We start from the raw sequence: 24,799 nt of genomic DNA on the forward strand, positions 1-24,799 counted from the left end.
ATAATGAATATATATTCATAAAGAGGGTTTCTCATGAAGCAACAGCATAAATTGAGTATCAAAGAGAAGATCTGTTATGGGTTAGGTGATTCGTCAGCGAACATTTTTCTTGGGATGACGATGATGTTTTTGCCCTATTTTTATACCGATGTTTTAGGGATTTCGGCAGCGGCGATGGGGATATTGTTTATTGTTGCCCGTCTGGTTGATGCCTTCTATGATCCATTTATCGGTAATATCTCCGATCGCACGCGGACAAAGCACGGCTCGTATCGTCCTTTTTTGCTCTGGTTGGCGATCCCTTATGGTATTTCCTGTTTTTTAGTCTTTCTGGCGCCGGACTTTTCACCCACTGGAAAGCTAGTCTATGCAGTGATTACCTATCTATTTCTGATCCTGATGTATGCCTCCACGGTGGTGCCGTATGTGGCGTTGTTGACGACACTCACCGCCGATCCCATGGATCGTTTAAGCGCCAACTCCTGGCGTTTCCCACTGGCTAAAATGGCCTTTCTTATCTGCTCAATGGTAGTGCCGATTTTCGTCGCCTGGTATGGAAAAACCGATGAAGCACGCGCCTACATGATGGCGATGAGCTTTATTGCCGTACTGGCCACGGCATTTATGCTGCTCTGTTTCTGGGGAACAAAGGAGCGATATCAGGTTAGCGTGGAGACGGATAAAGTCCCGTTTACCAAACAACTGGGAATTATGCTGAAAGCGAAACCGGTGGTTGTTTTCTATCTGTTCAAAATTACCAGCTCCATTGCTTTTGTAATTAAAGGCAGTGTGACTATTTATTTTGTGAAGTATTTCCTGAATCGTGGGGATGGCTTTGTTTCTGGTCTGCTTTCGGCTACAGCGATTGCGGGGATCATTGCGCCGATGATTGCTATTCAACTGATTAAGCGCAACAAACTCTCGAAATTAGGTACGCTGAAGGTGGCGCAACTGGGCGGTGGCATGGCGGCATTATGTCTCTATTTCGTTAACCCTGAACAAATCTCACTGGCATGTGTTCTACTGGTGCTGTCGGTATTGATGGCTGAACTTGGCTCGATTACTGCCTGGGCGCTGCCTTCTGATTGTGCCGACTATTGTGAAGACAAATCCGGCGTCAGAATGTCTGGGGCTGTCGCTGCCGGTACGCTCTTTTCGATGAAGGTTGGTCTGGCGCTGGCGGGTGGGATGGTTGGGCTAGTGCTCTCCCTTAGCGGTTACAAAGCGGGTGAGGCGGTGTCATCGGAAACGATGACGGCGATTATGTTCTTAATTGCCGGGATTCCTGCAATTTTCCATGCCATTAGTTTGGGATTGCTGATGATGTTTAAACTGGATGATAAGGTTTCGGCAGGGCAGGCTGAAGCCGTCATGAAATAAAATTTCCCCACTGCCGGATGGCGGCGCATTATCAGGCCCATATGTCATACACGACCTGGGCCTGATAAGCGCAGTGCCAACAGGCGTAATTTCAGGGCTACTGACTTTCCATCGCCGCCTTTTGCGCAACCACTGCGGCTTTTTGCTGCATCCGGTTTTGCATCTGGTCGATAATGACCGCGACAATAATCACGATGCCCTTAATCACCATTTGCCAGAACTCGCTGACGCCCATCATCACCAGACCATCGGCCAGAAAACCGATAACGAAAGCGCCAATCAACGTGCCTAAGATGGTGCCACGACCGCCGGCCAGCGACGTACCACCAAGTACAACGGCGGCAATGGCGTTCATCTCAAATGCTGTACCGTTGGCCGGATGACTGGCGGAAAGTTGTGCTGAAACAACTATTCCGGCAATTGCAGCACATAGTCCAGACAGGGTGTACACCCAGATTTTTACCTGCCTCACTTTTACGCCGGACAGTTCAGCAGCGCGTTCGTTATCGCCGATGGCGTACACGTGGCGGCCAAAGGGCAGACGGCGGGCAACGTAGGCAATAACCAGCGCCAGCACAATCATCATCCAGATGGCCCACGGAATACCAAACAGAGTTCCCGCGCCAATTTCATCAAAACCGGTGTTACCCAACTGTGGATTGCCGGAAAGTCCGGGGAATGTTTGTCCGTCAGAGGTCAGCATCGCCGCGCCGCGCAATACGTACATGGTGCCCAGCGTACAAATAAAAGGTGCGACGTTATAGCGCGTAATAATCCAGCCATTTGCTGCGCCAATCAATCCGCCAATCAGCAGTACGACAGGTACAATCACCCAGACGCTGGGGAAGATAGCGATGCCAAACATGGGCAATACAATGCCTTTGGTGATCAGCCATCCGGCAATCATGCCGCACAGCCCAAGCGTAGCGCCAATCGAGAGATCAATGCCGGCAGTAATAATGACAAAGGTGATTCCCAGCGCCAGAAACGCGTTAATGGCGATGTGCTTGATCATAATGACCATGCTGCCGCCAGAGAGGAATCCGGGGACGGTGAAGGCAAAAAATCCGACGATCAGAAACAGCGCAATAAAGGTACGTAATTTCAGGATCAGCAGCAGGATATTTTCCCGCGAGAAGGTGACACCGGCTCGCGGTGCGACGACGGCAGATTGTAGTGTTTTCATGTCAGAACCCCTGAGCACTTGCGGTGACCAGCGCCGATTCTTCGGCACGATCGCGAGTAATATCGGCCGTGAGCTTGCCGCCAGACATCACCAGAATGCGGTCAGATACCGCCATAATTTCTTTTAAATCCGAGGTGGAGAAGACAACGGCAATACCCTGTTGTGAAAGCTGTACCATCATGCGAAACACATCGGCTTTCGCACCAACGTCAATGCCGCGTGTGGGCTCATCAAGGAACAGAATTTTGGGATTGGTAAGTAGGGAGCGACCAATCACCACTTTCTGCTGGTTACCCCCGCTCAGCGCCTGGATTTCAACATCCGGTGAGGACACTTTGATCGACAAATTACCAATTGTGCTGGCGACGACGGCCTCCTCATCTTTGCGGGCGATGGCAAAACCGCGCTGCAGGCGACGCCACAGGCTGGCAATAGTCAGATTGCTGGCAACAGAAGAAATGGGGAAAATGCCTGTGCGCTTGCGATCTTCCGGTACCAGACTCATTCCCATACGAATGCGGTCGGCGGTGGTTAAGCGCTGTGGAACTGGCTTGCTGTCGAGCCACAGTTTACCGAGGTAGTTGCGCTCAGTACCCAGCAAGCACTCGAACAATTCGGTTCGTCCGGCCCCCATCAGTCCATAGATACCGACAATTTCGCCCGCGCGGACGTTAAAGGTGACGTCGTTGACCACCGCATTGCCAGCGGCATTGACGCAGGTAATATGTTCCGCTTCGAGAACCGGCGCGCCGAACGAGCGACCTGGCTCAAGAAAATTACTCACCGGGTCGCTGCCCAACATTTCGCGCACAATCCACGGCACATCGATATCGCTAACTCTGGCTTCGGCCTGGAATTTGCCATCGCGTAAAATGGTGATCACATCGCCAATCGCCATCAATTCTTCGAGTCGATGAGAGATGTAGATTATCGAAACGCCCTGGCGAGTCAGTTCGCGAATCACGCGAAACAGGATCTCGACTTCGGTTTTACTCAGCGCCGAGGTGGGTTCGTCGAGGATTAGAATGTCAGCGTCCTCCGCCAACGCTTTGGCGATTTCAACCAACTGTTGCTGTCCAACTTTGAGATTGCCGACCAGATCGCGGGGTGAAATGGGCTGATCGAGCCGGGTTAGCAGCTCCGCAGTACGCTTCTCCTGTTCGGCCTCATCAATGGGGGTCATGCCTTTTTGGATCTCCCGACCAAGGAAAATATTTTCCGCGACGGTGAGATTCTCAAACAGGTTAAGTTCCTGATGCACCATACCAATCCCGTGCGCCGCGGCGTCCCGGGTATTGGCGAAGCGAACAGGGTTGCCATTGAGCGTCATCTCGCCGCTGCTGGGCTGCTGAACACCGGCGAGGATCTTCATCAGCGTGGATTTCCCCGCACCGTTTTCGCCAATAATCACGTTGACCTTACCGCGCCACACCTGATAATCCACGCTGTCCAGCGCAATCGTGCCGGGAAACAGCATTGAGATGGCATGTGTGCGCAGGATGATGTCATCTGCTGAGGAATTATTCATCAGTGTGCCTCCTGTTCTAGCGCTAACGCTGCCGCGTTTTCCGCTTTTCCAGCACTCAGCGTTACGGCGAACAGTACCGTGGCACGCTTCCCTTGCCAGCTTTCGTCCACTGCGGGCAAGTGTTTTACCGCTTCGCGGTTATACGCCCGGGAAAGCTGGGCAAACTGAACCTGGTTAGTGAAGTCTTCAAACTTAAACCCACTTGCATCGCGAATGGCATTGCCGCGCATCACCGGGCCTATTTGGATGGTGACAGGGGCGTCATTGACCCTCATCACAATGCTTTTCTCGCGCGCATTGGTGGTGTCGACGTTCTCAATCTGACTGGTCAGGCGTACAAATACGCTCTCGGCGGTGGGTGAGGGCGTCTTCAGGCGTGCGCTCAGCGCTGACGCATCCAGAGCGTGTTGCTTTGCCGCATCCAGGACGCGGGATTGCCAGGTTTGTTGCGCGATCTGCTCGGGTGTTTGATTGTCGAAACTGGCTTTGGCCTGTGGATCGGCCGGGATGATGGGGTTGCCGTTTTCGTCGAGGTCAACTACCGTGCAGGCCGTCAGCAACAGGGTGGCGCACCCAACCAGTGCAGCACCCCATTGTGTTAACGACATAGTGCCTCCGCTTAGTGGCTCAGGTTGAATTTACTCAGCTTGCTGGCATTGGTTTCATCAATCAGCACGCAATCCATGAGCTGTTTTTCTTCTTTCTGCGCTTTGCCGTTTTTCAGGTAGTAATCAGCCTGCTCAACCGCCATTTGTGCCTGCTGCCAGCCGGGTTGAAGGACGGTCGCTTTAATGTTGCTCTTGTTGATAATGGAATCTCGGGTGTAGTCGCTGCCGTCAAAACCCACCACGATGACATTGTTTTTCCCAGCAGCCTTCAGGGCAGCCTCTGCGCCCAGCGCCATGGTGTCGTTGCCGGAAATGACGCCGACGATATCAGGGTTGGTTTGTAAAATAGCTTCCATACGGGTAAACGCTTCAGTTTGGCTCCAGTTCGCCGTTTGCTGGGCGACCATTTTCATATCCGGATAGTCGTCGAGCACATCGTGATACCCCTGTGAGCGCACATGCGCGTTGGTGTCGGACTGGCGTCCCAACAGCTCAACGTACTTGCCTTTTCCATCCAGTAGTTTGGCGAATTTCTCTGCGCCGAGCTGCGCGCCCTGGTAGTTGTTCGACACGATTTGCGCGACTGCGATGCCGGTCTTATTAATTTCACGATCGATGAGGAATGCAGGCACGCCCGCCGCTTTGGCTTTTTCCAGTGGACCAACGGTGGCATCGGCGCCCGCGTTATCGAGAATGATGGCTTTCGCTTTTCGGGCTATGGCGGTCTCAATCAGTTGGTTTTGTTTATTGACATCATCATCATGAGAGGCGACCAGCGTGGTATATCCCAGCGCTTTCGCTTTGGCGACCGCGCCGTCGGCTTCGGCTTTAAAGAACGGGTTGTCGTGTGAAGGGGTGATAATCGCAATCAGTCCGTTGTCGGCAGCATACAGCGAACCCGATGCGGTAAGGATCGAGGCCAGTAATACGGATTTAATCAGGGTCTTGTTCATCTTTTTCTCCACTTTGAATATTTATTCAAATATGATTTATTATTCAAATTAACGATAAGTCGAGATAATCGAACTGTCTACGATTTGCGCAGCTAATTTCTTAAAAGGAGAAAAGGATCACGATCCTGACAGCGTGGGTACACACAGGGTAATGATGTTTTTATCGCGTTGAAACCAATGCACGTTAATTTCCTGATTGGCGAGATTAGGCGAAAATGATGGCATGATTTGCAATGTTAATTGCTGATTCGTGAGTGCGGTAATTTTTGCGCTGGTGAAACCTGGTAACCCGGATGCCTGAGTGGAAAATGCCTTATACAGGCTCTCTTTGGCGCTGAAGGCCAGGGTTAAGGCGAGCGGAAAGGGGAGTGACGCGTGAAGCAAAACCTGTCGCTCAGTATTGTCGATAATACTGTCAGTCAGCTCGGCTGCGACCTGCTGCGAAAAAATAGCCTCAATGTCCAGTCCGACGGGGTGGCGTGAGACGACAGCCAGTGCCGTTGTTGCGCTATGGCTGATACTGCCAAAGAGGCCATGTGGCCACAGCGGTTGTCGCTGCTCGCCGATGCCGGGCACCGTTTTGATACCGTATTCACGTAAAGCATGTATTGCAGCGATACGTCCTGCTAAGTGCTCAGCTTTACGCTTACGTCCATTGGACAGAAGCTGAGAGTGGTGGGGGAGCCAGAGCAGATCGTGTTCGTGAAAGCTGTTGGGATCGAACTCGACCATGTGCAGCGTGTGGTCTGCGAAAGTGAGCGGTGTGTGCGTGGTGTGCATGATAGTTATAATTTCCCTCTCCTCGCAGCGAGGAGAGGGAAAGCGTTATCAGAAGTGGGTATTCACGCTCATGAACCACGTCCGACCCGGTTCGTTATAGGTGTACGCGCCAGCGCCCGCCATATAATTACCGGTAACGATATCGCCAGTGGTCTGGGCATTGCCTTCACGCCACAGACGTTTGTCAAAGACGTTATCCACGCCGCCGGTCAGGCTGACGTTTTTGGTCACGTCCCAGGTCGCGCTCAGGCCGACGATGCTGTACGGACTCACTTCTTGTGCCGAGCTGCCGGTCACCGGTTTACCCTGATAATCGTATTTCTTCGGCTGCTGTTTGCCGTACCAGGTAAAGGTGGATTGCAGTGACAGATCTTCACGAGCCTGCCAGCTCAATGTTGAGTTCAGCGTGTATTCCGGAATAATCGACAGACGTTCGCCAGTCTCTTTATTCTTGCTTTGCAGCATGTAAGTGATGTTGTTGGTCCAGGTAACGGTTTCGCTAACCGGCACGTTCAACGTTCCTTCCAGACCTTCCACCACCGCTTTAGGAATATTTTCCCACTGATAGATATCGGTATAGGTTGTGGTGGTCTTGCCCGTAGTTGCGTTTTTCTTGCTGATAGAGGTTCTGTCAAACGGTACCGTACCCGCTTCAATCTTGTTACGGTAATCGTTGCGGAACCAGGTAACGCCAGCCAGCCAGCCGTCACGTTTGAACTCCAGACCAATCTCTTTGTTGATGCTGGTTTCAGCTTTCAGGTCATCGTTACCCATCATGTAGCAGCCAATACCGGTTGCGGAACCGGTGGCGTAGCAACCCTGACCTTTGCTGTACAGAATGTAGTTCGGGTTGAGCTGATACAGACTCGGTGCTTTATAGGCGCGCGCGATACCCATCTTCAGGGTGAAGTCATCGCCCAGACCTTGGGACAGGTTCAGCGACGGGCTCCAGTTGTCGCCCACAATGCTGTGGTGATCGAAACGCAGGCCCGGCGTCAGCATGGTGCTGTCGGTCAACTCCATGTTGTTTTCGGCAAACAGAGAGAAGATCTCGGCTTTCGAATATGGGCTGCGATCGGTGCTGCTGTAGCCTGGAATATTACCGCCCATAAAGGTCTGCGAGTTAGACAGCATGTCCTTCATGCGCTGCTGGTTCCATTCAGTACCCAGCGTCAGGTTTTGATTGACCAGCAGATCCAACGGAATGCTGATCTCACTGTGCAGCATGACGTCATTCAGGTCGGCATCGACATATTTTTGTGAAGCAGTCGGGTCGAAGATCCCCTCTGTTCCCCCGGCCAGACCTTCCGGCGTGCGAGAGTTACGCGTGTGTTCGTACTGCACCCAGTTGCTGGTGGTGACACCATTATCCCAGCCGCCGTTCCAGGTCAGCGAGTAGTTCTGACGGTACAGACGGTTAGTTTCTTTACCGTAGTTATCTTTCACCAGCTGGTTAGTGTTGGTATTTTGCGTGTCACCCGCGTACAGGTTGCCCTGGCGGCTATAACCCGCTTCCAGTTCCAGTGACTGAAGTGGGGCGAAATCCCAACGCACAATACCGTTGATATCTTTGTTGATCACCCCTTCGCGACCGGCCGGTAAGGTATTGGAATACGTACCTGTACGTTCTGACTGATGGCCCTGGTTGATGTCCCACGCGTCTGCCTGGGTTTTGTCGAGGTTACCGTACAGACGGAAGCTGAAATCTCCGCCCAGCGGGCCATTCAGGCTAAAGTTGGTGCGTTTGGTCGAACCTTCGTCTTTGTGCTCCGGCGCGTTGAAATAGGTATCCCATGAACCGTGCCATTCACTACTGCCTTTTTTGGTGATGATATTCACCACACCACCTGCCGCGCCGTTGCCGTAGCGTGCTGCTGCCGGGCCGCGCAGGACTTCAATGCGTTCAATCATTTCTGGTGGTACCCAGGCGGTATCACCGCGGGTATCACGCTCACCACGCCACCCCTGACGCACTGAGTTGCGGCTGGTCACCGGTTTACCGTCGATCAAAATCAGGGTGTTTTCTGGCCCCATGCCGCGAATATCGATCTGGCGGTTGTTGCCGCGCTGACCGCTGGTTGAGTTACCAGTCAGGTTCACACCAGGCATGGTACGGATGATTTCCGAGACGTCGCGAGCCGGAGGGTTCTTACGAATTTCATCAGCGGTGATGGTTGAAACGCCTGGAGCCTGCAGGTTCTGCTGAGCGGCGGTGACGACGATGGTGTCTTCATGAGAGACGGCGGCGCTATCGGTTTTATCTTCTGCCATCGCGGGCAGTGCTACCCCGTAAATCCCTAAATTGACCAATAAGGCCAGTGAATGAATCTTGTTGTTCATTGTATGTCCTGCTTTCTTTTAGCCACGAGTACCCGTGTGCCGTTTTGGGCACCAGGCCTGATGTCGCCCGCATCTGCGTAAACCCTCCGTTCCAGAAAAAGTACGCAGCGCCAGGTCGGTTTATAAGTGGTGAAAAACTGTGCGCGCTTCCCACAGCGCGTCAATACGCTATTGCAAATGCAAATAGTTATCAATAATATTATCAATATATTTCACGCTCAGATATAAAATTTCACAATAAACATGGGGTTATGACGGTGACGGCGTTAATGATGGGAAGCGAGGCGTGGTGGCAGTCAAAAAATGGCCCTGAATGGGAGCGTGAAGACAACGGAGATTACCGCGTAACGTTCTGGTGGCGTGACCCACAGGGAACCGAAAAAGATTCAGCCATTCGCCGGGTGTGGGTCTACATCACGGGCGTTACCGATCATCATCAAAATGCCGTCCCCCAGTCGATGAGACGTATTGATGGGACGAATGTTTGGTGCTGGAGCATTTCCCTGAGCGCTAACTGGCGCGGCAGCTACTGTTTTATCCCCTCCGATCGAAACGATATTTTTGCCTCACTGGCACCGGGTGAAACGCCCGATCGCACTGTGCTACGCGAAGGCTGGCGACAACTGTTGCCACAGGCTATTGCGGACCCTCTCAATACTCAAAGCTGGAAAGGGGGCCGGGGGCATGCGGTGTCCGCCCTGGAGATGCCAGATGCTCCCGTACAGCCGGGATGGGATCGCCCTGAAAACCCCGGCTCGCCCGCCGTATGCCTGCAATGGCACAGTGACCGGTTGGGTAATACGCGCCGGGTGTGGGTTTTCACCACCGGTGAAGCCAACCCGGAAGAACGTCCCCTGGCTATTCTGCTGGACGGACAATTTTGGGCACAGAGTATGCCGGTCTGGCCGGCTCTGACCTCACTCACTCATCGTGGCCAGCTTCCTCCCGCGGTATATCTCCTGATTGATGCCATTGACACGCCGCATCGCAGCCATGAGTTGCCGTGTAACGCTGATTTTTGGCTGGCAGTTCAGCAGGAATTATTGCCGCGGGTGAAGACCACGACGCCATTCAGCGACGACCCGCAGCGTACGGTGGTTGCCGGGCAAAGTTTTGGCGGTTTGGCTTCGCTGTATGCCGGACTGAACTGGCCGGATCGGTTTGGCTGCGTACTCAGTCAGTCCGGATCTTATTGGTGGCCGCATCGCGGTGGCCATCAGGATGGCGTGATTATTGAACAACTGAAGGCCGGAACGCTAAGCGTTCAGGGTTTACGTATTGTGCTGGAAGCCGGGACCCGCGAGCCGATTATTTTTCGTGCTAATCAGGCGCTATTTGCCCAATTTCCCTCTGCACCACAGTCTATTTTCTGGCGTCAGGTTGAGGGTGGACATGATGCGCTTTGCTGGCGCGGCGGTTTAATGCAAGGGCTGATGACGCTCTGGCAACCGCTCACTGACACGCTTTAACCGGACGATGTTCCACGACAGGAGTTGAGTATGGAATTCAGTAACCCCTTCGATAACCCGCAGGGACAGTTTTACATTCTGCAAAACCCACAACGTCAATTCAGCCTCTGGCCTCAGCAGTGCTCACTTCCTGCTGGCTGGACGGTTGCGTGTGAACCGCAGTCGCAGGAAGTCTGCCAGCAATGGCTGGATGCGAACTGGACCACGCTGACGCCAGCGAACTATGTCGATGTACAGGAGGCGCAATGACTCAGCGCTTACCCTTAGTTGCGGCCCAGCCAGGGATCTGGATGGCAGAAAAGCTCTCCACATTGCCCTCGGCGTGGAGCGTTGCACACTATGTCGAATTAACCGGTGAACTGAATGCACCACTGCTGGCAAAGGCGGTCGTGGCCGGTCTGGAGCATGCGGATACCCTGCGGATGCAGTTCACTGAGGATAACGGTGAAATCTGGCAATGGGTTGATCCTACGCTCACCTTTGCTGAACCTGACATACTCGATTTACGCGATGAGTCCAGTCCGCACGAGGCGGCACGCGCGTTGATGCGGGCGGATCTGCAACAGGATCTTCGCGTTGACGGCGGCAAGCCGCTGGTCTTCCATCTGCTCATTCAGGTGGGAGATAAACGCTGGTACTGGTATCAACGCTATCATCACTTACTGGTTGATGGCTTTAGTTTCCCAGCTATTACCCGCCAGATTGCTGCAATTTACACAGCGTGGCTGCGCGGTGAATCCACGCCAGCCTCGCCATTTACGCCGTTTGCCGAGGTCGTGGAAGAGTATCAACAGTATCGTCAAAGCGATGCCTGGCAACGTGATCGCGCATTCTGGGCTGAGCAACGCCAACAACTGCCGCCGCCGGCTTCATTGTCGAACAAACCGCTGCCGGGTCGCTCAGCCAGCGCGGATATTATTCGGATGAAGTTAACGGCACCTGAAGGTTCATTCCGCCTGCTTGCGTCGCGTATGCCAGATGTTCAGCGTGCGGATCTGGCGCTGGCGCTGGTTGCATTGTGGCTCGGTCGTTTATGCAGCCGAATGGACTATGCCGCCGGGTTTATCTTTATGCGCCGCATGGGATCAGCGGCGCTTACCGCTACCGGACCGGTGTTAAATGTCCTGCCCTTTGGTGTGAGACTTGATGCAGCAGAAAGTCTCCCTGTGCTTGCGCAACGACTGGCCAGCCAGATGAAGAAAATGCGCCGACACCAGCGCTATGATGCCGAACAAATTGTCCGTGACAGCGGGCGTGCTGCCGGGGCTGAACCGCTGTTTGGCCCGGTGCTGAACGTGAAGATCTTTGACTATCAGTTGAATATTCCTGGCGTGCAGGCACAAACCCATACGCTGGCGACGGGGCCGGTTAACGATCTGGAACTGGCGCTGTTCCCGGATGAAAACGGCGGGTTGAGCATTGAGATTCTGGCGAATAAGCAGCGATATGACGCCGCTACGTTGGCACAACATGCTTCGCGTTTAACGGCGCTTATCGCGCAATTTGCCGCAAATCCGGCGCTACGCTGCGGGGATGCAGAGATGCTGCTGGCGTCTGAGCACGAACAGCTGGCGACAATTAACAATACGGCAGTGACGATCCCTTCCACCACATTGAGTGCGCTGGTGGCTGGGCAAGCCAGCAAAACACCGGATGCGCCGGCGCTGGCCGATGCCCGTTATCAGTTTAGCTATCGCGAAATGCGTCAGCAGGTGGTGGCACTGGCAAAATTGCTGCGCGAACGCGGTGTGCGCCCTGGGGACAGTGTGGCGGTTGCCTTACCGCGCTCCGTTTTCCTGACGCTGGCGCTGCACGGTATCGTCGAAGCGGGGGCCGCCTGGTTACCGCTGGATACCGGATATCCGGATGATCGCCTGCGGATGATGCTGGAAGACGCTAAACCTACGTTGCTTATCACCACTGATGAACAACGGGTTCGTTTTAGCGATATCCCTGGGCTGGAAAGCCTGTGCTACACCGCGCCGCTACCAGAGCAAGATGACACACCATTAGCATTATCACGACCAAATCATACGGCCTATATCATCTTCACCTCAGGCTCGACGGGCAGACCAAAAGGGGTGATGGTGGGGCAAACCGCCATCGTTAACCGCCTGCTATGGATGCAGAATCACTATCCGCTGACAGTCGACGATGTGGTGGCGCAAAAAACGCCATGCAGTTTTGATGTTTCGGTCTGGGAATTTTTCTGGCCCTTCATTGCCGGCGCAAAATTGGTGATGGCTGAACCAGAGGCACATCGTGACCCGCTGGCGATGCAACAGTTCTTCGCGCGGTTTGGGGTAACGACAACGCACTTTGTACCGTCGATGCTGGCGGCGTTTGTGACCTCACTGACGCCAGAAACGGCGCGGGAAAGCTGCTCCACGTTGAAACAGGTGTTTTGTAGCGGTGAAGCGCTGCCGGCAGAGCTGTGCCGCGAATGGGAGCAACTGACCCATGCGCCGCTGCACAATTTGTATGGGCCAACCGAGGCGGCGGTAGATGTCAGCTGGTATCCAGCCTGGGGTGAGGAACTCGCTGCCGTGACCGGCAACAGCGTACCCATCGGCTATCCGGTCTGGAATACCGGTTTGCGGATCCTCGATGCCATGATGCGTCCAGTGCCCATTGGTGTCGCCGGTGACCTGTACCTGACGGGGATCCAACTGGCGCAGGGATATCTTGGCCGACCAGATCTGACGGCGAGCCGTTTTATTGCCGATCCCTTTAACCCTGGCGAACGTATGTACCGTACCGGAGACGTGGCGCGCTGGCTGGAAAATGGTGCGGTGGAATATCTTGGGCGCAGTGATGACCAGCTAAAAATCCGTGGGCAGCGTATTGAACTGGGCGAGATTGATCGGGTGATGCAGCAGTTGCCTGATGTTGAGCATGCTGTTGCCCATGCCTGCGTATTCAATCAGGCGGTAGCGACAGGCGGCGATGCGCGCCAGTTAGTGGGCTATCTGGTGTCACAATCGGGTTTACCGCTGGATATTCCGGCATTGCGCGAGAGTCTGCGCGCAACCCTGCCTGCACATATGGTACCGACAGTGCTGCTGCAACTGGCGGAGCTACCACTCAGCGCCAACGGTAAGCTGGATCGTAAAGCGTTACCGATGCCACAACTAACGTCACGCCAGAAAGGGCGGGCACCGCGAGCAGGGACTGAAACCACGATTGCTCAGGCGTTCACGGCCTTGCTGGGTTGTGAGGTCAATGATGTTGAAGCGGATTTCTTTGCGCTTGGCGGGCATTCTCTGCTGGCGATGAAGCTGGCGGCACAATTGAGCCGCATTTTTGAGCGCCAGGTAACGCCTGGGCAGATTATGGTGGCTTCGACCGTCGAACAGCTCAGCGCATTGCTGGATAGCAATGATGACGAGCAGTCGCAACGGCTGGGATTTGAAACGTTGCTGCCGCTACGTGAGAGCGATGGGCCTGTGCTGTTCTGTTTCCATCCGGCATCAGGTTTCGCCTGGCAGTTTAGCGTGTTGTCGCGCTACCTTCCCCCACAGTGGTCGATTATGGGTATCCAGTCGCCGCGACCGGATGGCCCGATGCAGACAGCAGAAAACCTGGATGCGGTGTGCGAACAGCACCTGGCAACGTTACTTCGTCAGCAACCTCATGGGCCTTATTATCTGATCGGGTACTCGTTGGGCGGTACGCTGGCGCAGGGCATTGCTGCCCGATTACATGCGCGCGGAGAAACGGTCGCGTTTCTCGGTCTGCTGGATACCTGGCCCCCGGAAACGCAAAATTGGTCGGAAAAAGAGGCCAATGGACTCGACCCGGAAGTGTTGGCGGAAATTGATCGTGAGCGGGAGGCGTTTCTGATGGCTCAGCAGGGCAATGCGTCCGACGCATTGTTTAGCGCCATCGAAGGTAACTACGCCGATGCGGTTCGACTGCTGAGTACGGCACATAGCGTACCTTTTGCGGGACACGCGACGCTGTTTGTTGCTGAACGCACGTTACCGCCGGGAGTCAGCCCGGAACGCAGTTGGTCGCCGTGGATTTCCAGTCTGGATGTTTATCGCCAGGACTGCGCGCACGTCGATATCATTACGCCGATGGCTTTCGAGAAGATTGGGCCAGTCATGCGTGACGTGCTCAAAGATATCCAATAAATGGACTCGCCACCTCTGCGGAGGTGGCGCGATTTACCTGTTTGCTGTACGTCCTAGCGGGACCACTAACGGCGTTCCGGCAACCGGATCGTCGATAATCATACACCGCAGCCCATAGATTTTTTCAATGAGCTCTGCCGTGACAATCTCTTTCGGCGCACCCTCGGCAACGATCTTTCCATCACGAAGTGCAATCAGATGGGTGGCATAGCGACATGCCTGATTCAGGTCGTGCAGAACGGCGGCCAGCGTGTAACCTTTCTCCCGGTTTAGCTCACTCAGCAGCTCCAGCAGATCAATCTGATGGCTGATATCCAGCCAGGTGGTCGGTTCGTCGAGCAGCATAATCGACGTTTCTTGTGCCAGCACCATCGCTATCCACGCGCGTTGGCGTTGACCGCCGGAGAGGGTATCCACACTTTGCGCCGCCAGATGCGTGATCCCCGTGGCCTGCATCGCATGGGTTACCGCGGTTTCATCTTCTTTACGCCAGCGTGTAAATAAAGGTTGATGTGGGTAACGCCCACGAGCAACCAGCTCCTGCACGGTAATATCGCCCGGCGTGGTGGCATTTTGCGCCAGCAGGCCAATTCTGCGAGCAACCTCTTTACTGGGGTAATGTTGAATATGTTCACCGTCGAGCCAGACGTTGCCGTGCGCGGGTGTCATCAGACGACTCAATGTACGCAGCAGCGTGGACTTTCCACAACCGTTGGGCCCAATAATGGCAGTGAAGTGACCATCGGGGATCGAGACATTAAGGTTTTCTGCCACGGTAAATTTGCCATAACCCAGCGTTAACTGGTCGCCACGCAAACGGGCTACTGATTCGGTCATTTTTTGCGGGACTCCTGAATTAACAAGACGATAAGGTAAATACCGCCGAGGCTTACGGTGACAACGCCAACCGGAAGCTGATAAGGCATAAAGAGCTGCTGAGCGCATAAATCGGCCATCAGCAGTAACAGGGCGCCGCACAGCGCCGACTGCGTTAATCCCCAACGTGCCGTGCCGCTAAGCCGACGCGCGATATGTGGGGCCACCAGGGCAATAAACGAGATAGGGCCTGCCAGCGCGGTGGCCGCAGCGGTCAACACCACTGCGACCAGCATCATCATCAGACGTGAGCGTTCAACGCTGACACCAAGCGCACAGGCGCTGTCATCACCCATTTCCAGTAAACGCAGGCGACGTACCAACAGCGCGGCGCACCCCAACATCACGATAATCAGCGGCGCTGAAGGCCAGGTCTTCGCCCAGGTCAGACCGTTGAGCGATCCGGCGTTCCACAGCCCGGCGGTCAGCGCAGTTTCTAAGGACGCTTTCAGCAGCAGCCAGGTGTTGAAGGCCACCAGCATAGCGCGAATGCCGATCCCGATGATGATCAGTCGGAAGGTGTCGATGCCGTTGCGCCAGGCCAACGCCCAGACTACCAGCGAAGTCAGGACCCCACCGAGCATTGCCGCCAGCGCGATGGCGGTAAGATGCTGACCAAACAGCACCATTGCGACCAGTACGCCACTCCAGGCACCGGTATTGAAACCCATCACGTCCGGGCTACCCAGCGGGTTGCGCATCAATGACTGGAATATCGCGCCGCTAACGCCCAGCGCCGCGCCAATCAGCAGCGCCATCAACACGCGTGGTAAACGCCACTCGGTCACCACCAGCGTAATGCTACGCGGTGCATCGCCGAGCAGGGCGGCAATAATTTGCTGGGTCTCGAGCATAACGGCACCGCTGCGCAGGCTCCACAATCCAACGGCCAGGCAACCGACGACCAGCAGCAGACAACTGATAATCAGGCGACGGGAGAGATGCATCATGCGCCACCTCCGCGCTGTTTGCGGCGTACCAGGAAGATGAGAACCGGCGCGCCGATAAACGCGCTGACGACCGAGACGCGCAGTTCGCCGGGCACAATCAGACGACCGATGATATCGGCAATCAGCAGCAGAGAAGGGGTGGCCAGCAGAGTGACGGGCAGCGACCAGCGATGATCTGCGCCCACCAGCCAGCGTGCCATATGCGGCATCATCAGGCCGATAAAGGCGATAGGGCCGACGATGGCGGTCGCACTTCCGCACAGTACGGTAATCACCAACAGGCCGATAAACTGGGTACGCGCAACTTTGCTGCCCAACGCCGTTGCGGTGTCGCTCCCCAGACTGAGGCTATTCAGACCACGGCTAAGAAACAGCGCGACAGCACCGGCAATCAGGACCGGGACCAGCACGACTTTCAGCGTCTGCAGGCTGCGGATATCCAGCGAACCGGCTTGCCAGAAACGCAACTGGTCGTAGACATCCGGGTTGAGCAGGGCGATTCCGGTGGATAATCCTTCCAGAACAGCACCCAGCGCAACACCGGCCAATGTCAGGCGTACCGGGCTGAGCTGTCCACCGCCCTGACTACCGGTAAAAGCCACAATCAGTGAGGCTGCGAGAGCCCCGGAAAAAGCCATTAGCAGTTGTTCTTGCGGGGAGGAAAAGCCAAACAGCGACGCACCTAAAACAATCGCGAAGCTGGCCCCGGAATTGACGCCAAGAATACCCGGATCGGCCAGCGGGTTACGGGTGAGCGTTTGCATCAGCGCGCCCGCCAGGCCCAGTGCACCCCCTGCGAGGAGCCCAGCCAGCGTACGCGGGAGTCGCGCGTCCAGCACGATGGTGCAATCGGCGCTTTGACAACTGCCGGTGAGTGCATCAAATACCACGGAGGCGGGCAGCGACTTGGCGCCAATAACCAGACTTAAAGCCGTGGTGAGAACAAGGAGTAACAACAGTCCGGGCACGGCGAAGGCGCGTGTCGCGGAAACAGAGCATGACATATCAACTTCCCTGATAATGATAGTAATTATCGTTATCGATCTTATTTGGATATGTTAGCATGTGCAGCCATTGAATGGATATTGAAAAGTACCTGGTAAGGCTCTGTAATGAATCGACAATCCTGGCTGCTTAATCTCAGCCTGTTAAAGACCCATCCTGCATTTCGCGCTGTTTTCCTCGCCCGTTTTATTTCCATTGTCTCTCTGGGGCTATTGGGGGTTGCGGTCCCGGTACAGATTCAGATGATGACCCAGTCGACCTGGCAGGTGGGTTTGTCGGTTACGCTGACCGGGAGCGCCATGTTTATTGGTCTGATGGTGGGTGGCGTACTGGCCGATCGCTATGAGCGCAAAAAGGTGATCCTGCTGGCCCGCGGAACTTGTGGTATCGGTTTTATTGGCCTGTGCCTGAACGCGCTGCTGCCCGAACCGTCGTTGCTGGCTATCTATGTTCTGGGTTTATGGGATGGCTTTTTTGCCTCGCTGGGTGTCACCGCACTGCTGGCGGCGACACCTGCGCTGGTCGGGCGTGAAAATCTGATGCAAGCCGGGGCGATTACCATGCTGACGGTGCGTCTGGGATCGGTGATTTCGCCAATGCTTGGTGGGGTGCTGCTGGCGACCGGGGGCGTGGTCTGGAACTACGGCCTGGCGGCGGCGGGTACATTCATTACCTTGCTGCCATTGCTGAGCCTTCCCGCGTTACCACCTCCGCCACAACCGCGTGAACATCCGTTGACATCGCTGTTGGCGGCGTTCCGTTTTCTGTTCGCCAGCCCGCTGATTGGCGGCATTGCGCTGCTCGGTGGTCTGTTGACCATGGCGAGCGCTGTGCGCGTGCTGTACCCGGCACTGGCGATTAACTGGCAGATGTCGAGCGCTCAGATTGGGTTACTGTATGCGGCTATTCCCCTGGGCGCGGCCATCGGGGCTTTAACCAGCGGGCAATTGGCACACAGCGTGCGTCCTGGTCTGATTATGCTGGCATCAACTGTGGCCTCTTTCCTGGCTATCGGCCTGTTCGGCCTGATGCCGGTCTGGGAGCTGGGCGTTGTTTGTCTGGCGCTGTTTGGCTGGCTGAGTGCGGTCAGTTCTTTGTTGCAGTACACCTTGTTACAGACGCAGACGCCGGAAGCGATGCTCGGGCGAATTAACGGTTTGTGGACCGCGCAGAACGTAACCGGTGATGCGATTGGCGCGGCGCTGTTAGGGGGGCTGGGGGCGATGATGACGCCTGCGGCCTCGGCAAGCGTCAGTGGGTTTGGGTTGGTGATTGTCGGTCTGTTGCTGCTGCTGTTGTTGGGAGAGGTGCGCCGATTCCGGCAAGTCCCCGTGAATGTCTGATCGCGTTGTGCTCTACGGTTTGTAGGCCGGATAAGGCGTTAGCCGCATCCGGCGCTGGCCATTAAAACAGAGCCGACAGACGTTGCAGCAGTAGCGTCGCGCTGTAGTAATCCAGACGGAAGGTTTCAGTCCCCAACGCATAAACGCGTTTGTTTTGCACGGCAGGCAGATGTGCCAGCAGTGGGTTAGCGTAAATCGCCTCGGCATCTTTGCTGTCGCCTGCAAACAGGAACAGCGCTTCACCGTTCAGGCCGGCCGCCAGATTCTCACCACCAAGCTGGATAATGTCGTGACGTTTACCCTGGCTCTGGCTGGTATGTAGCCCGGCAGGTAGCGGCGCCAGCGTGAAACCGAGCTGTTCCATCAGCTTGCCTTGCGCGGACTCCGGCGTCCACAGGTTGGCGCTGTGCGCGGCTGCGGTATACACCAGCGCGCTGACCGGCTGTGGCGGCAGGGTGATACGTTGCTTTACCGCGAGCAGTTGCTTATCAAACTCAGCAATACGCGCCGCTGCCTGTTGCTCCTGCCCGGTGATTTCACCTAATTGTGTCAGCAGTGACTGCCAGCTTTTGTCGTCGTAATTAATGATAAGCGTAGGGGCTATGGTGGACAGTTGATCGTACAGCGCAAGCGCGGAGTCTCCCCCGGTGGCGCTGACCAGAATCAGGTCCGGCATTTGTGCTGCAACGGCTTCGGCGCTCGGCTCGCCAATATACAGGCGGCTCAGTTTGCGTGCTTTGGCGACGTCGCTCCACTGGCGTAAAAAGCCCTGAGCGTCACCGATACGGTTATTCGGTGTCGTGGCACCGCTGGCAATGATAGGCGCATCAATGGCGAGCAAAGAACCGGTGAGCGTGACGCTGGTGGAAACAATGCGCAGTGGCTTATGTTCCAGCGTGTGCGTGCCGCGGCTGTCGGTAACCTGGCGCGGCCAGTCAGCGGCATGGCTTAAAGAAATTCCTGAAATAGCGAGTCCAGCCAGTAACAGCGCAGTGCGGTAAAACGCGGAAAATCTCACAAATAAGCTTCCTGTTATCAATGTAGTTAATGCTTCTCATTTTCATTGTTACGCGTCAGGGATGCAAGCCTAAGTCGCACATTGTGTTACCACAAGAGTTGACATACCGACGCTTTGCTTTTAGGTTAGCGACCGAAAATATAAATGATAATCATTATTAGAGCCTTTATCATTTTATGGAGGATGATATGGACACGTCACTGGCCGAGGAAAAAACGCAGACTATGGCAACTCTCGCTCCCGACAGTTTTTTCTTTATGTCGCCGTATCGTAGTTTTACGACGTCAGGATGCTTCGCCCGCTATGCGGAACCGGCAATTGATGGTGATTCACCAGACAGCCCTTTCCAACAGAAAATGCACAAACTGTTTGCGCAGGCCAAATCGCAGGGCATCGCAAACCCCATTATGGTAGGGGCCATTCCCTTTGACACCCGCCAGCCCTCGTCGCTGTTTATTCCCCAATCATGGCAAAGCTTCTCACGCACGGCAAAGCAGCAATCAGCACGTTACTTTACTGCCCATCAGTCGCTGAATGTCGTTGAGCGTAAATCGATTCCTGAGCAGGATTTTTTCGAAGATATGGTCGCCAGAGCAGCGGCGCTGACGGCAACGCCGGAAGTCGACAAAGTGGTGCTGTCACGCCTGATTGATGTGACCGCCGACGCCAATATCGACAGTGGTGCACTGCTGGAGCGGCTGATCGCGCAAAACCCGGCAAGCTACAACTTCCATGTGCCCATCGACGATGGCGGTGTACTGATCGGCGCCAGCCCGGAATTGCTGTTACGCAAAGAAGGCGACCATTTCAGTTCGCTGCCGTTGGCGGGATCTGCGCGTCGCCAACCGGACGATGTTCTGGACCGGGAGGCGGGGATCCGTCTGTTAGCTTCCGAGAAGGATCGCCATGAACACGAGCTGGTCACCCAGGCGATGAAAGCGGTTCTGCGCGATCGCAGCAGTGAGCTGCAACTTCCTTCGTCTCCGCAACTGGTCACCACGCCCACGCTCTGGCATCTCGGTACCCCGTTTGAAGGTAAAGCCAATGCCCAGGAAAACGCACTGACGCTGGCTTGTCTGCTGCATCCAACACCGGCGCTAAGTGGCTTCCCGCATCAGGTTGCTCAGAAACTGATTGCTGAACTGGAGCCGTTCGATCGCGAACTTTTCGGTGGCATTGTTGGCTGGTGTGATTCGCAAGGCAACGGCGAATGGGTGGTGACGATCCGCTGTGCGAAACTGCTGCGTAATCAGGTACGTTTCTTCGCCGGAGCCGGCATTGTGCCCGCCTCGTCACCGATTGCGGAGTGGCGTGAAACGGGTGCCAAGCTATCCACCATGTTGAATGTTTTTGGACTGCATTAAGCGCCTGGTCTATCAGGCTATTCAGGCCTTATCGACAGGCTCTAAGGAGCAATAATGAGTATTCCTTTCACCCGTTGGCCGGAAGAGTTTGCCCGCCGCTACCGTGAAAAAGGCTACTGGCAGGATTTGCCGCTGACCGACATTCTGGCCCGTCATGCCGATAGCGACCATACGGCGGTGATTGACGGGGAACGCCATCTTAGCTACAGCCAGTTAAACCAGGCGACGGATAATCTTGCCTGCAGCCTGCGTCATCAGGGGCTCAAACCCGGCGAGACCGCACTGGTGCAATTAGGCAACGTGGCTGAGTTGTATATCACTTTCTTTGCACTGCTCAAACTGGGCGTAGCCCCCGTATTGGCACTGTTTAGCCATCAGCGCAACGAACTTAACGCCTACGCAACGCAAATCAAACCGGTGTTACTGATTGCCGATCGCCAGCATGCGTTATTCAGTGGCGATGATTTTCTGAATACCTTTGTTGCCGAACACAATTCAGTGCGCGTGGTTCAGTTGCTCAATGATGACGGCGAACACAATCTGCAAACGGCAATAAGCCAACCCGCAACGGCGTTTACCGCGACACCATCACCGGCTGATGAAGTGGCTTACTTTCAGCTTTCCGGCGGCACGACCGGGACGCCAAAGCTGATTCCACGCACCCACAATGATTACTACTACAGCGTGCGCCGTAGTAACGAGATTTGCCATTTCACCGCTGAGACCCGCTATTTATGCGCGATCCCGGCCGCGCATAACTACGCCATGAGTTCACCTGGTGCGCTGGGCGTTTTCCTCGCGGGGGGAACTGTGGTGCTGGCGGCAGACCCGAGTGCGACGTTGTGCTTTCCGTTGATTGAACAGCATCAGGTAAACGTGACGGCGTTGGTACCGCCAGCGGTGAGTCTGTGGCTGCAGGCAATTCAGGAGTGGGGTAGTAACACACAACTGGCTTCGCTGAAACTGTTGCAGGTGGGAGGCGCGCGGCTTTCGGCTTCGCTTGCCGCTCGCATACCGGAAGAGATTGGCTGCCAGTTGCAGCAGGTCTTCGGTATGGCGGAAGGGCTGGTGAACTATACCCGTTTGGATGACAGCCCGGAGCGCATTATCAATACCCAGGGCCGGCCGATGTGCCCTGACGATGAGGTCTGGGTGGCAGATGCTGACGGGAATCCGTTACCACAGGGCGCGACGGGACGCCTGATGACGCGCGGTCCGTACACTTTCCGCGGTTACTTCAATAGCCCTGAGCATAACGCAAGCGCGTTTGATGCTAACGGATTCTATTGCTCTGGTGATCTGATCGCCATCGATCGGGATGGTTACATCACGGTGCAGGGACGAGAGAAAGATCAGATCAACCGTGGCGGAGAGAAGATCGCCGCAGAAGAGATTGAAAACCTGCTGTTGCGGCACCCAATGGTGATCCATGCCGCATTGGTCAGTATGGACGATGAGCTGATGGGCGAGAAAAGTTGCGCCTGTCTGGTGGTTAAAGAGCCGCTGCGTGCAGTACAGGTCCGTCGTTTTCTGCGCGAACAGGGCGTGGCGGAATTCAAATTGCCGGACCGTGTCGAGTGCGTTGAGTCATTGCCGCTGACCCCAGTCGGCAAAGTGGATAAAAAACAATTACGTCAGTGGCTGGCATCACGTTCACCGGCCTGAAGGAGAAGAAGACATGGCAATTCCTAAACTGCAGGCTTACGCACTGCCAACGGCGCTTGATGTTCCGGCAAATAAAGTTGACTGGGCATTTGAACCAGAACGCGCCGCGCTGCTAATCCACGACATGCAGGACTATTTTATCGGCTTTTGGGGCGAGAACTGCCCGATGATGGAACAGGTCGTGGCCAACATCGCCGCGCTGCGTCAGTACTGTAAAGCGCATAACATTCCGGTCTATTACACTGCGCAGCCGAAAGAACAAAGCGATGAAGACCGTGCGTTGTTGAACGATATGTGGGGACCGGGCCTGACGCGCTCGCCTGAACAGCAAAAAATCGTCGATGCGCTGGCGCCGGATGAAGCGGATACCATTCTGGTTAAATGGCGTTACAGTGCGTTTCATCGTTCACCGCTGGAGCAGATGCTAAGAGACACCGGGCGTAACCAGCTGATCATCACCGGCGTATATGCACATATTGGCTGCATGACCACCGCGACTGATGCCTTCATGCGTGATATTAAGCCGTTTATGGTCGCTGATGCGTTGGCAGATTTTAGCCGTGATGAACACCTGATGTCGCTGAAATACGTGGCGGGGCGTTCCGGTCGTGTGGTGATGACTCAGGAGTTACTGCCGACACCTGTTCCGGACAGCAAAGATGCGCTGCGCGGCGTGATTCTACCGCTGTTGGATGAGTCTGAAGAGCCAATGGATGACGAAAACTTGATCGACTACGGGCTGGATTCCGTGCGCATGATGGCGCTGGCGGCCCGTTGGCGGAAAGTGCATGGCGATATCGACTTTGTGATGCTGGCGAAAAACCCAACGATTGACGCCTGGTGGAAACTGCTCTCCCGTGAGGTGAAGTCATGACCGGCTTTGATTTCACCGGTAAAACGGTCTGGGTTACTGGGGCGGGAAAAGGGATTGGTTACACCACGGCACTGGCGTTTGTTGATGCCGGGGCGAAGGTCACCGGATTCGATCGCGAGTTTTCTCAGCAGGAGTATCCGTTTACCACCGAAGTGCTGGACGTGGCGGATGGCGGGCAGGTGGCTGAGGTATGCCAACGCGTGTTGTCGCAGAGCGAGCGGTTAGACGTCCTCGTCAATGCAGCCGGGATCCTGCGCATGGGGGCTACCGATACGTTAAGCGTTGAGGAGTGGCAGCAGACGTTTGCCGTCAACGTTGGCGGGGCGTTTAATTTGTTTCAGCAGACGATGGCGCAGTTTCGTCGTCAGCAGGGGGGGGCGATTGTCACTGTCGCATCCGATGCTGCACACACGCCGCGAATCGGTATGAGTGCATATGGGGCATCAAAAGCCGCACTGAAAAGTCTTGCGCTGACGGTCGGGCTGGAGCTGGCGGGTAGCGGGGTACGCTGTAATGTGGTTTCGCCGGGATCGACCGACACTGACATGCAACGCACGCTGTGGGTGAGTGATGATGCGGAACAGCAGCGTATTCGCGGGTTTGGCGAGCAGTATAAGCTCGGTATACCGCTGGGGAAAATCGCCCGTCCTCAGGAAATTGCCAACACCATCTTATTCCTTGCCTCCGATCTGGCCAGCCATATTACGTTGCAGGACATTGTGGTCGATGGCGGTTCGACACTGGGAGCATGACGGTGATCTGGAAACGACATTTAACGCTTGATGAACTGAATGCTACCAGCCAGAACACGCTGGTGGCGCATTTAGACATTGTCTATACCCGACTGGGAGACGATGTGCTGGAAGCCGAAATGCCGGTGGATAGCCGCACGCATCAGCCGTTTGGTCTGCTGCACGGTGGGGCGTCAGCGGCGCTGGCCGAAACGTTGGGGTCAATGGCGGGTTATCTGATGACCCGTGACGGGCAGTGCGTGGTGGGAACCGAGTTGAACGCCACGCATCACCGCGCGGTATCGCAGGGGAAAGTGCGCGGCGTGTGCCAGCCGTTGCATCTCGGGCGACAGAATCAAAGCTGGGAAATCGTCATCTTTGATGAGCAGGGGCGGCGCTGCTGCACCTGCCGTTTAGGCACGGCGGTGATGGGGTGAAGTCACCCGGCAAAGTAAAATGAAATTGCAGGGTTAACAGGTAAATGAAGTGATCTAGTTAACAATGCAATGTAAATACTCAGTGATACTTCGGGTTTGCATGGTTGTCAGGTTGTTAAATTCAGAAAAGGTGTTATAGAAACAAAATGTAACATC

The 24,799-nt window shown here is 55.2% G+C and carries 20 protein-coding genes; 10 read left to right on the top strand and 10 right to left on the bottom strand.

Annotation, left to right across the window (positions count from 1 at the left end):
• Positions 1-33: 33 nt before the first annotated feature.
• A complete protein-coding gene (locus NNO02_RS13640; RefSeq protein WP_271455023.1) occupies positions 34-1,380 on the top strand; it encodes a glycoside-pentoside-hexuronide (GPH):cation symporter in 1,347 nt (448 codons plus the stop codon).
• Positions 1,381-1,477: 97 nt separating this feature from the next.
• Here NNO02_RS13640 and NNO02_RS13645 read toward each other — a convergent pair whose 3' ends face one another.
• From NNO02_RS13645 to NNO02_RS13670, 6 genes are all read right to left on the bottom strand, one after another.
• Entirely contained in the window at positions 1,478-2,566 is a 1,089-nt protein-coding gene (locus tag NNO02_RS13645; RefSeq protein WP_048214725.1) for an ABC transporter permease, read from the bottom strand.
• A gap of 1 nt (position 2,567) precedes the next feature.
• A complete protein-coding gene (locus tag NNO02_RS13650; RefSeq protein ID WP_271455024.1) occupies positions 2,568-4,094 on the bottom strand; it encodes a sugar ABC transporter ATP-binding protein in 1,527 nt (508 codons plus the stop codon).
• On the bottom strand, positions 4,094-4,702 hold the full coding sequence (locus NNO02_RS13655) for a DUF2291 family protein (protein ID WP_271455025.1): 609 nt from the start codon (positions 4,700-4,702) through the stop codon (positions 4,094-4,096). The genes NNO02_RS13650 and NNO02_RS13655 overlap by 1 nt, the downstream gene beginning before the upstream one ends.
• Positions 4,703-4,713: 11 nt before the next feature.
• Positions 4,714-5,655 carry a D-ribose ABC transporter substrate-binding protein gene (locus tag NNO02_RS13660; RefSeq protein ID WP_271455026.1) on the bottom strand — a complete coding sequence of 314 codons (942 nt, stop codon included), beginning with the start codon at positions 5,653-5,655 and terminating at the stop codon, positions 4,714-4,716.
• Between the two features lie 117 nt (positions 5,656-5,772).
• Complete coding sequence (gene entD, locus NNO02_RS13665; protein ID WP_271455027.1) at positions 5,773-6,435, bottom strand: enterobactin synthase subunit EntD; 663 nt, start codon at positions 6,433-6,435, stop codon at positions 5,773-5,775.
• A gap of 48 nt (positions 6,436-6,483) precedes the next feature.
• Positions 6,484-8,775 (bottom strand): TonB-dependent siderophore receptor, encoded by a 2,292-nt coding sequence (locus NNO02_RS13670; protein ID WP_271455028.1) that lies wholly within the window; start codon positions 8,773-8,775, stop codon positions 6,484-6,486.
• Positions 8,776-9,026: 251 nt separating this feature from the next.
• Between NNO02_RS13670 and fes the strand changes: the two genes are divergently transcribed.
• Genes fes through entF form a run of 3 tightly spaced genes read left to right on the top strand, consistent with a single transcriptional unit; the run spans position 9,027 to position 14,380 of the window.
• A complete protein-coding gene (fes, locus tag NNO02_RS13675) occupies positions 9,027-10,244 on the top strand; it encodes an enterochelin esterase (protein WP_271455029.1) in 1,218 nt (405 codons plus the stop codon).
• 30 nt (positions 10,245-10,274) lie between these two features.
• Positions 10,275-10,493, top strand: a complete 219-nt coding sequence (locus NNO02_RS13680; protein ID WP_137379192.1) for an MbtH family protein — start codon at positions 10,275-10,277, stop codon at positions 10,491-10,493.
• The gene (gene entF / locus NNO02_RS13685) at positions 10,490-14,380 is read left to right on the top strand and encodes an enterobactin non-ribosomal peptide synthetase EntF (protein WP_271455030.1); all 3,891 of its coding nucleotides are present in this window, start codon (positions 10,490-10,492) and stop codon (positions 14,378-14,380) included. The genes NNO02_RS13680 and entF overlap by 4 nt, the downstream gene beginning before the upstream one ends.
• A 33-nt stretch (positions 14,381-14,413) precedes the next feature.
• Here entF and fepC read toward each other — a convergent pair whose 3' ends face one another.
• Genes fepC through fepD form a run of 3 tightly spaced genes read right to left on the bottom strand, consistent with a single transcriptional unit; the run spans position 14,414 to position 17,210 of the window.
• Positions 14,414-15,217: an iron-enterobactin ABC transporter ATP-binding protein gene (gene fepC, locus NNO02_RS13690; protein ID WP_202039191.1), complete on the bottom strand. Its 804-nt coding sequence runs from the start codon at positions 15,215-15,217 to the stop codon at positions 14,414-14,416.
• Positions 15,214-16,206: an iron-enterobactin ABC transporter permease gene (gene fepG, locus NNO02_RS13695; protein WP_202039190.1), complete on the bottom strand. Its 993-nt coding sequence runs from the start codon at positions 16,204-16,206 to the stop codon at positions 15,214-15,216. Before fepG ends, fepC begins: the two co-directional genes overlap by 4 nt.
• Entirely contained in the window at positions 16,203-17,210 is a 1,008-nt protein-coding gene (gene fepD / locus NNO02_RS13700; RefSeq protein ID WP_271455031.1) for a Fe(3+)-siderophore ABC transporter permease, read from the bottom strand. The genes fepG and fepD overlap by 4 nt, the downstream gene beginning before the upstream one ends.
• A 108-nt stretch (positions 17,211-17,318) precedes the next feature.
• Here fepD and entS point away from each other — a divergent pair, with 108 nt between their 5' ends.
• On the top strand, positions 17,319-18,554 hold the full coding sequence (gene entS / locus NNO02_RS13705; RefSeq protein ID WP_271455032.1) for an enterobactin transporter EntS: 1,236 nt from the start codon (positions 17,319-17,321) through the stop codon (positions 18,552-18,554).
• Between the two features lie 61 nt (positions 18,555-18,615).
• Here the strand turns inward: entS and fepB are convergent, their stop codons facing one another.
• Complete coding sequence (gene fepB / locus NNO02_RS13710; RefSeq protein ID WP_271441924.1) at positions 18,616-19,572, bottom strand: Fe2+-enterobactin ABC transporter substrate-binding protein; 957 nt, start codon at positions 19,570-19,572, stop codon at positions 18,616-18,618.
• 188 nt (positions 19,573-19,760) lie between these two features.
• Here fepB and entC point away from each other — a divergent pair, with 188 nt between their 5' ends.
• From entC to entH, 5 genes are read left to right on the top strand one after another with little or no spacing between them, the layout of a single operon-like run.
• The gene (gene entC / locus NNO02_RS13715) at positions 19,761-20,936 is read left to right on the top strand and encodes an isochorismate synthase EntC (protein ID WP_271450163.1); all 1,176 of its coding nucleotides are present in this window, start codon (positions 19,761-19,763) and stop codon (positions 20,934-20,936) included.
• Between the two features lie 54 nt (positions 20,937-20,990).
• On the top strand, positions 20,991-22,601 hold the full coding sequence (gene entE, locus NNO02_RS13720; protein ID WP_271455033.1) for a (2,3-dihydroxybenzoyl)adenylate synthase EntE: 1,611 nt from the start codon (positions 20,991-20,993) through the stop codon (positions 22,599-22,601).
• A 13-nt stretch (positions 22,602-22,614) separates the two neighbouring features.
• Positions 22,615-23,475, top strand: coding sequence for an isochorismatase (locus NNO02_RS13725; RefSeq protein ID WP_271455034.1), 861 nt, complete (start codon positions 22,615-22,617; stop codon positions 23,473-23,475).
• Entirely contained in the window at positions 23,472-24,227 is a 756-nt protein-coding gene (gene entA, locus NNO02_RS13730; RefSeq protein WP_271455035.1) for a 2,3-dihydro-2,3-dihydroxybenzoate dehydrogenase EntA, read from the top strand. Before NNO02_RS13725 ends, entA begins: the two co-directional genes overlap by 4 nt.
• 2 nt (positions 24,228-24,229) lie before the next feature.
• Entirely contained in the window at positions 24,230-24,643 is a 414-nt protein-coding gene (entH, locus tag NNO02_RS13735) for a proofreading thioesterase EntH (protein ID WP_137384535.1), read from the top strand.
• The last annotated feature ends 156 nt before the right edge of the window (positions 24,644-24,799 follow it).

It is taken from the genome of Citrobacter sp. Awk 2 (genome assembly GCF_028069815.1).
Lineage (GTDB): Bacteria > Pseudomonadota > Gammaproteobacteria > Enterobacterales > Enterobacteriaceae > Citrobacter.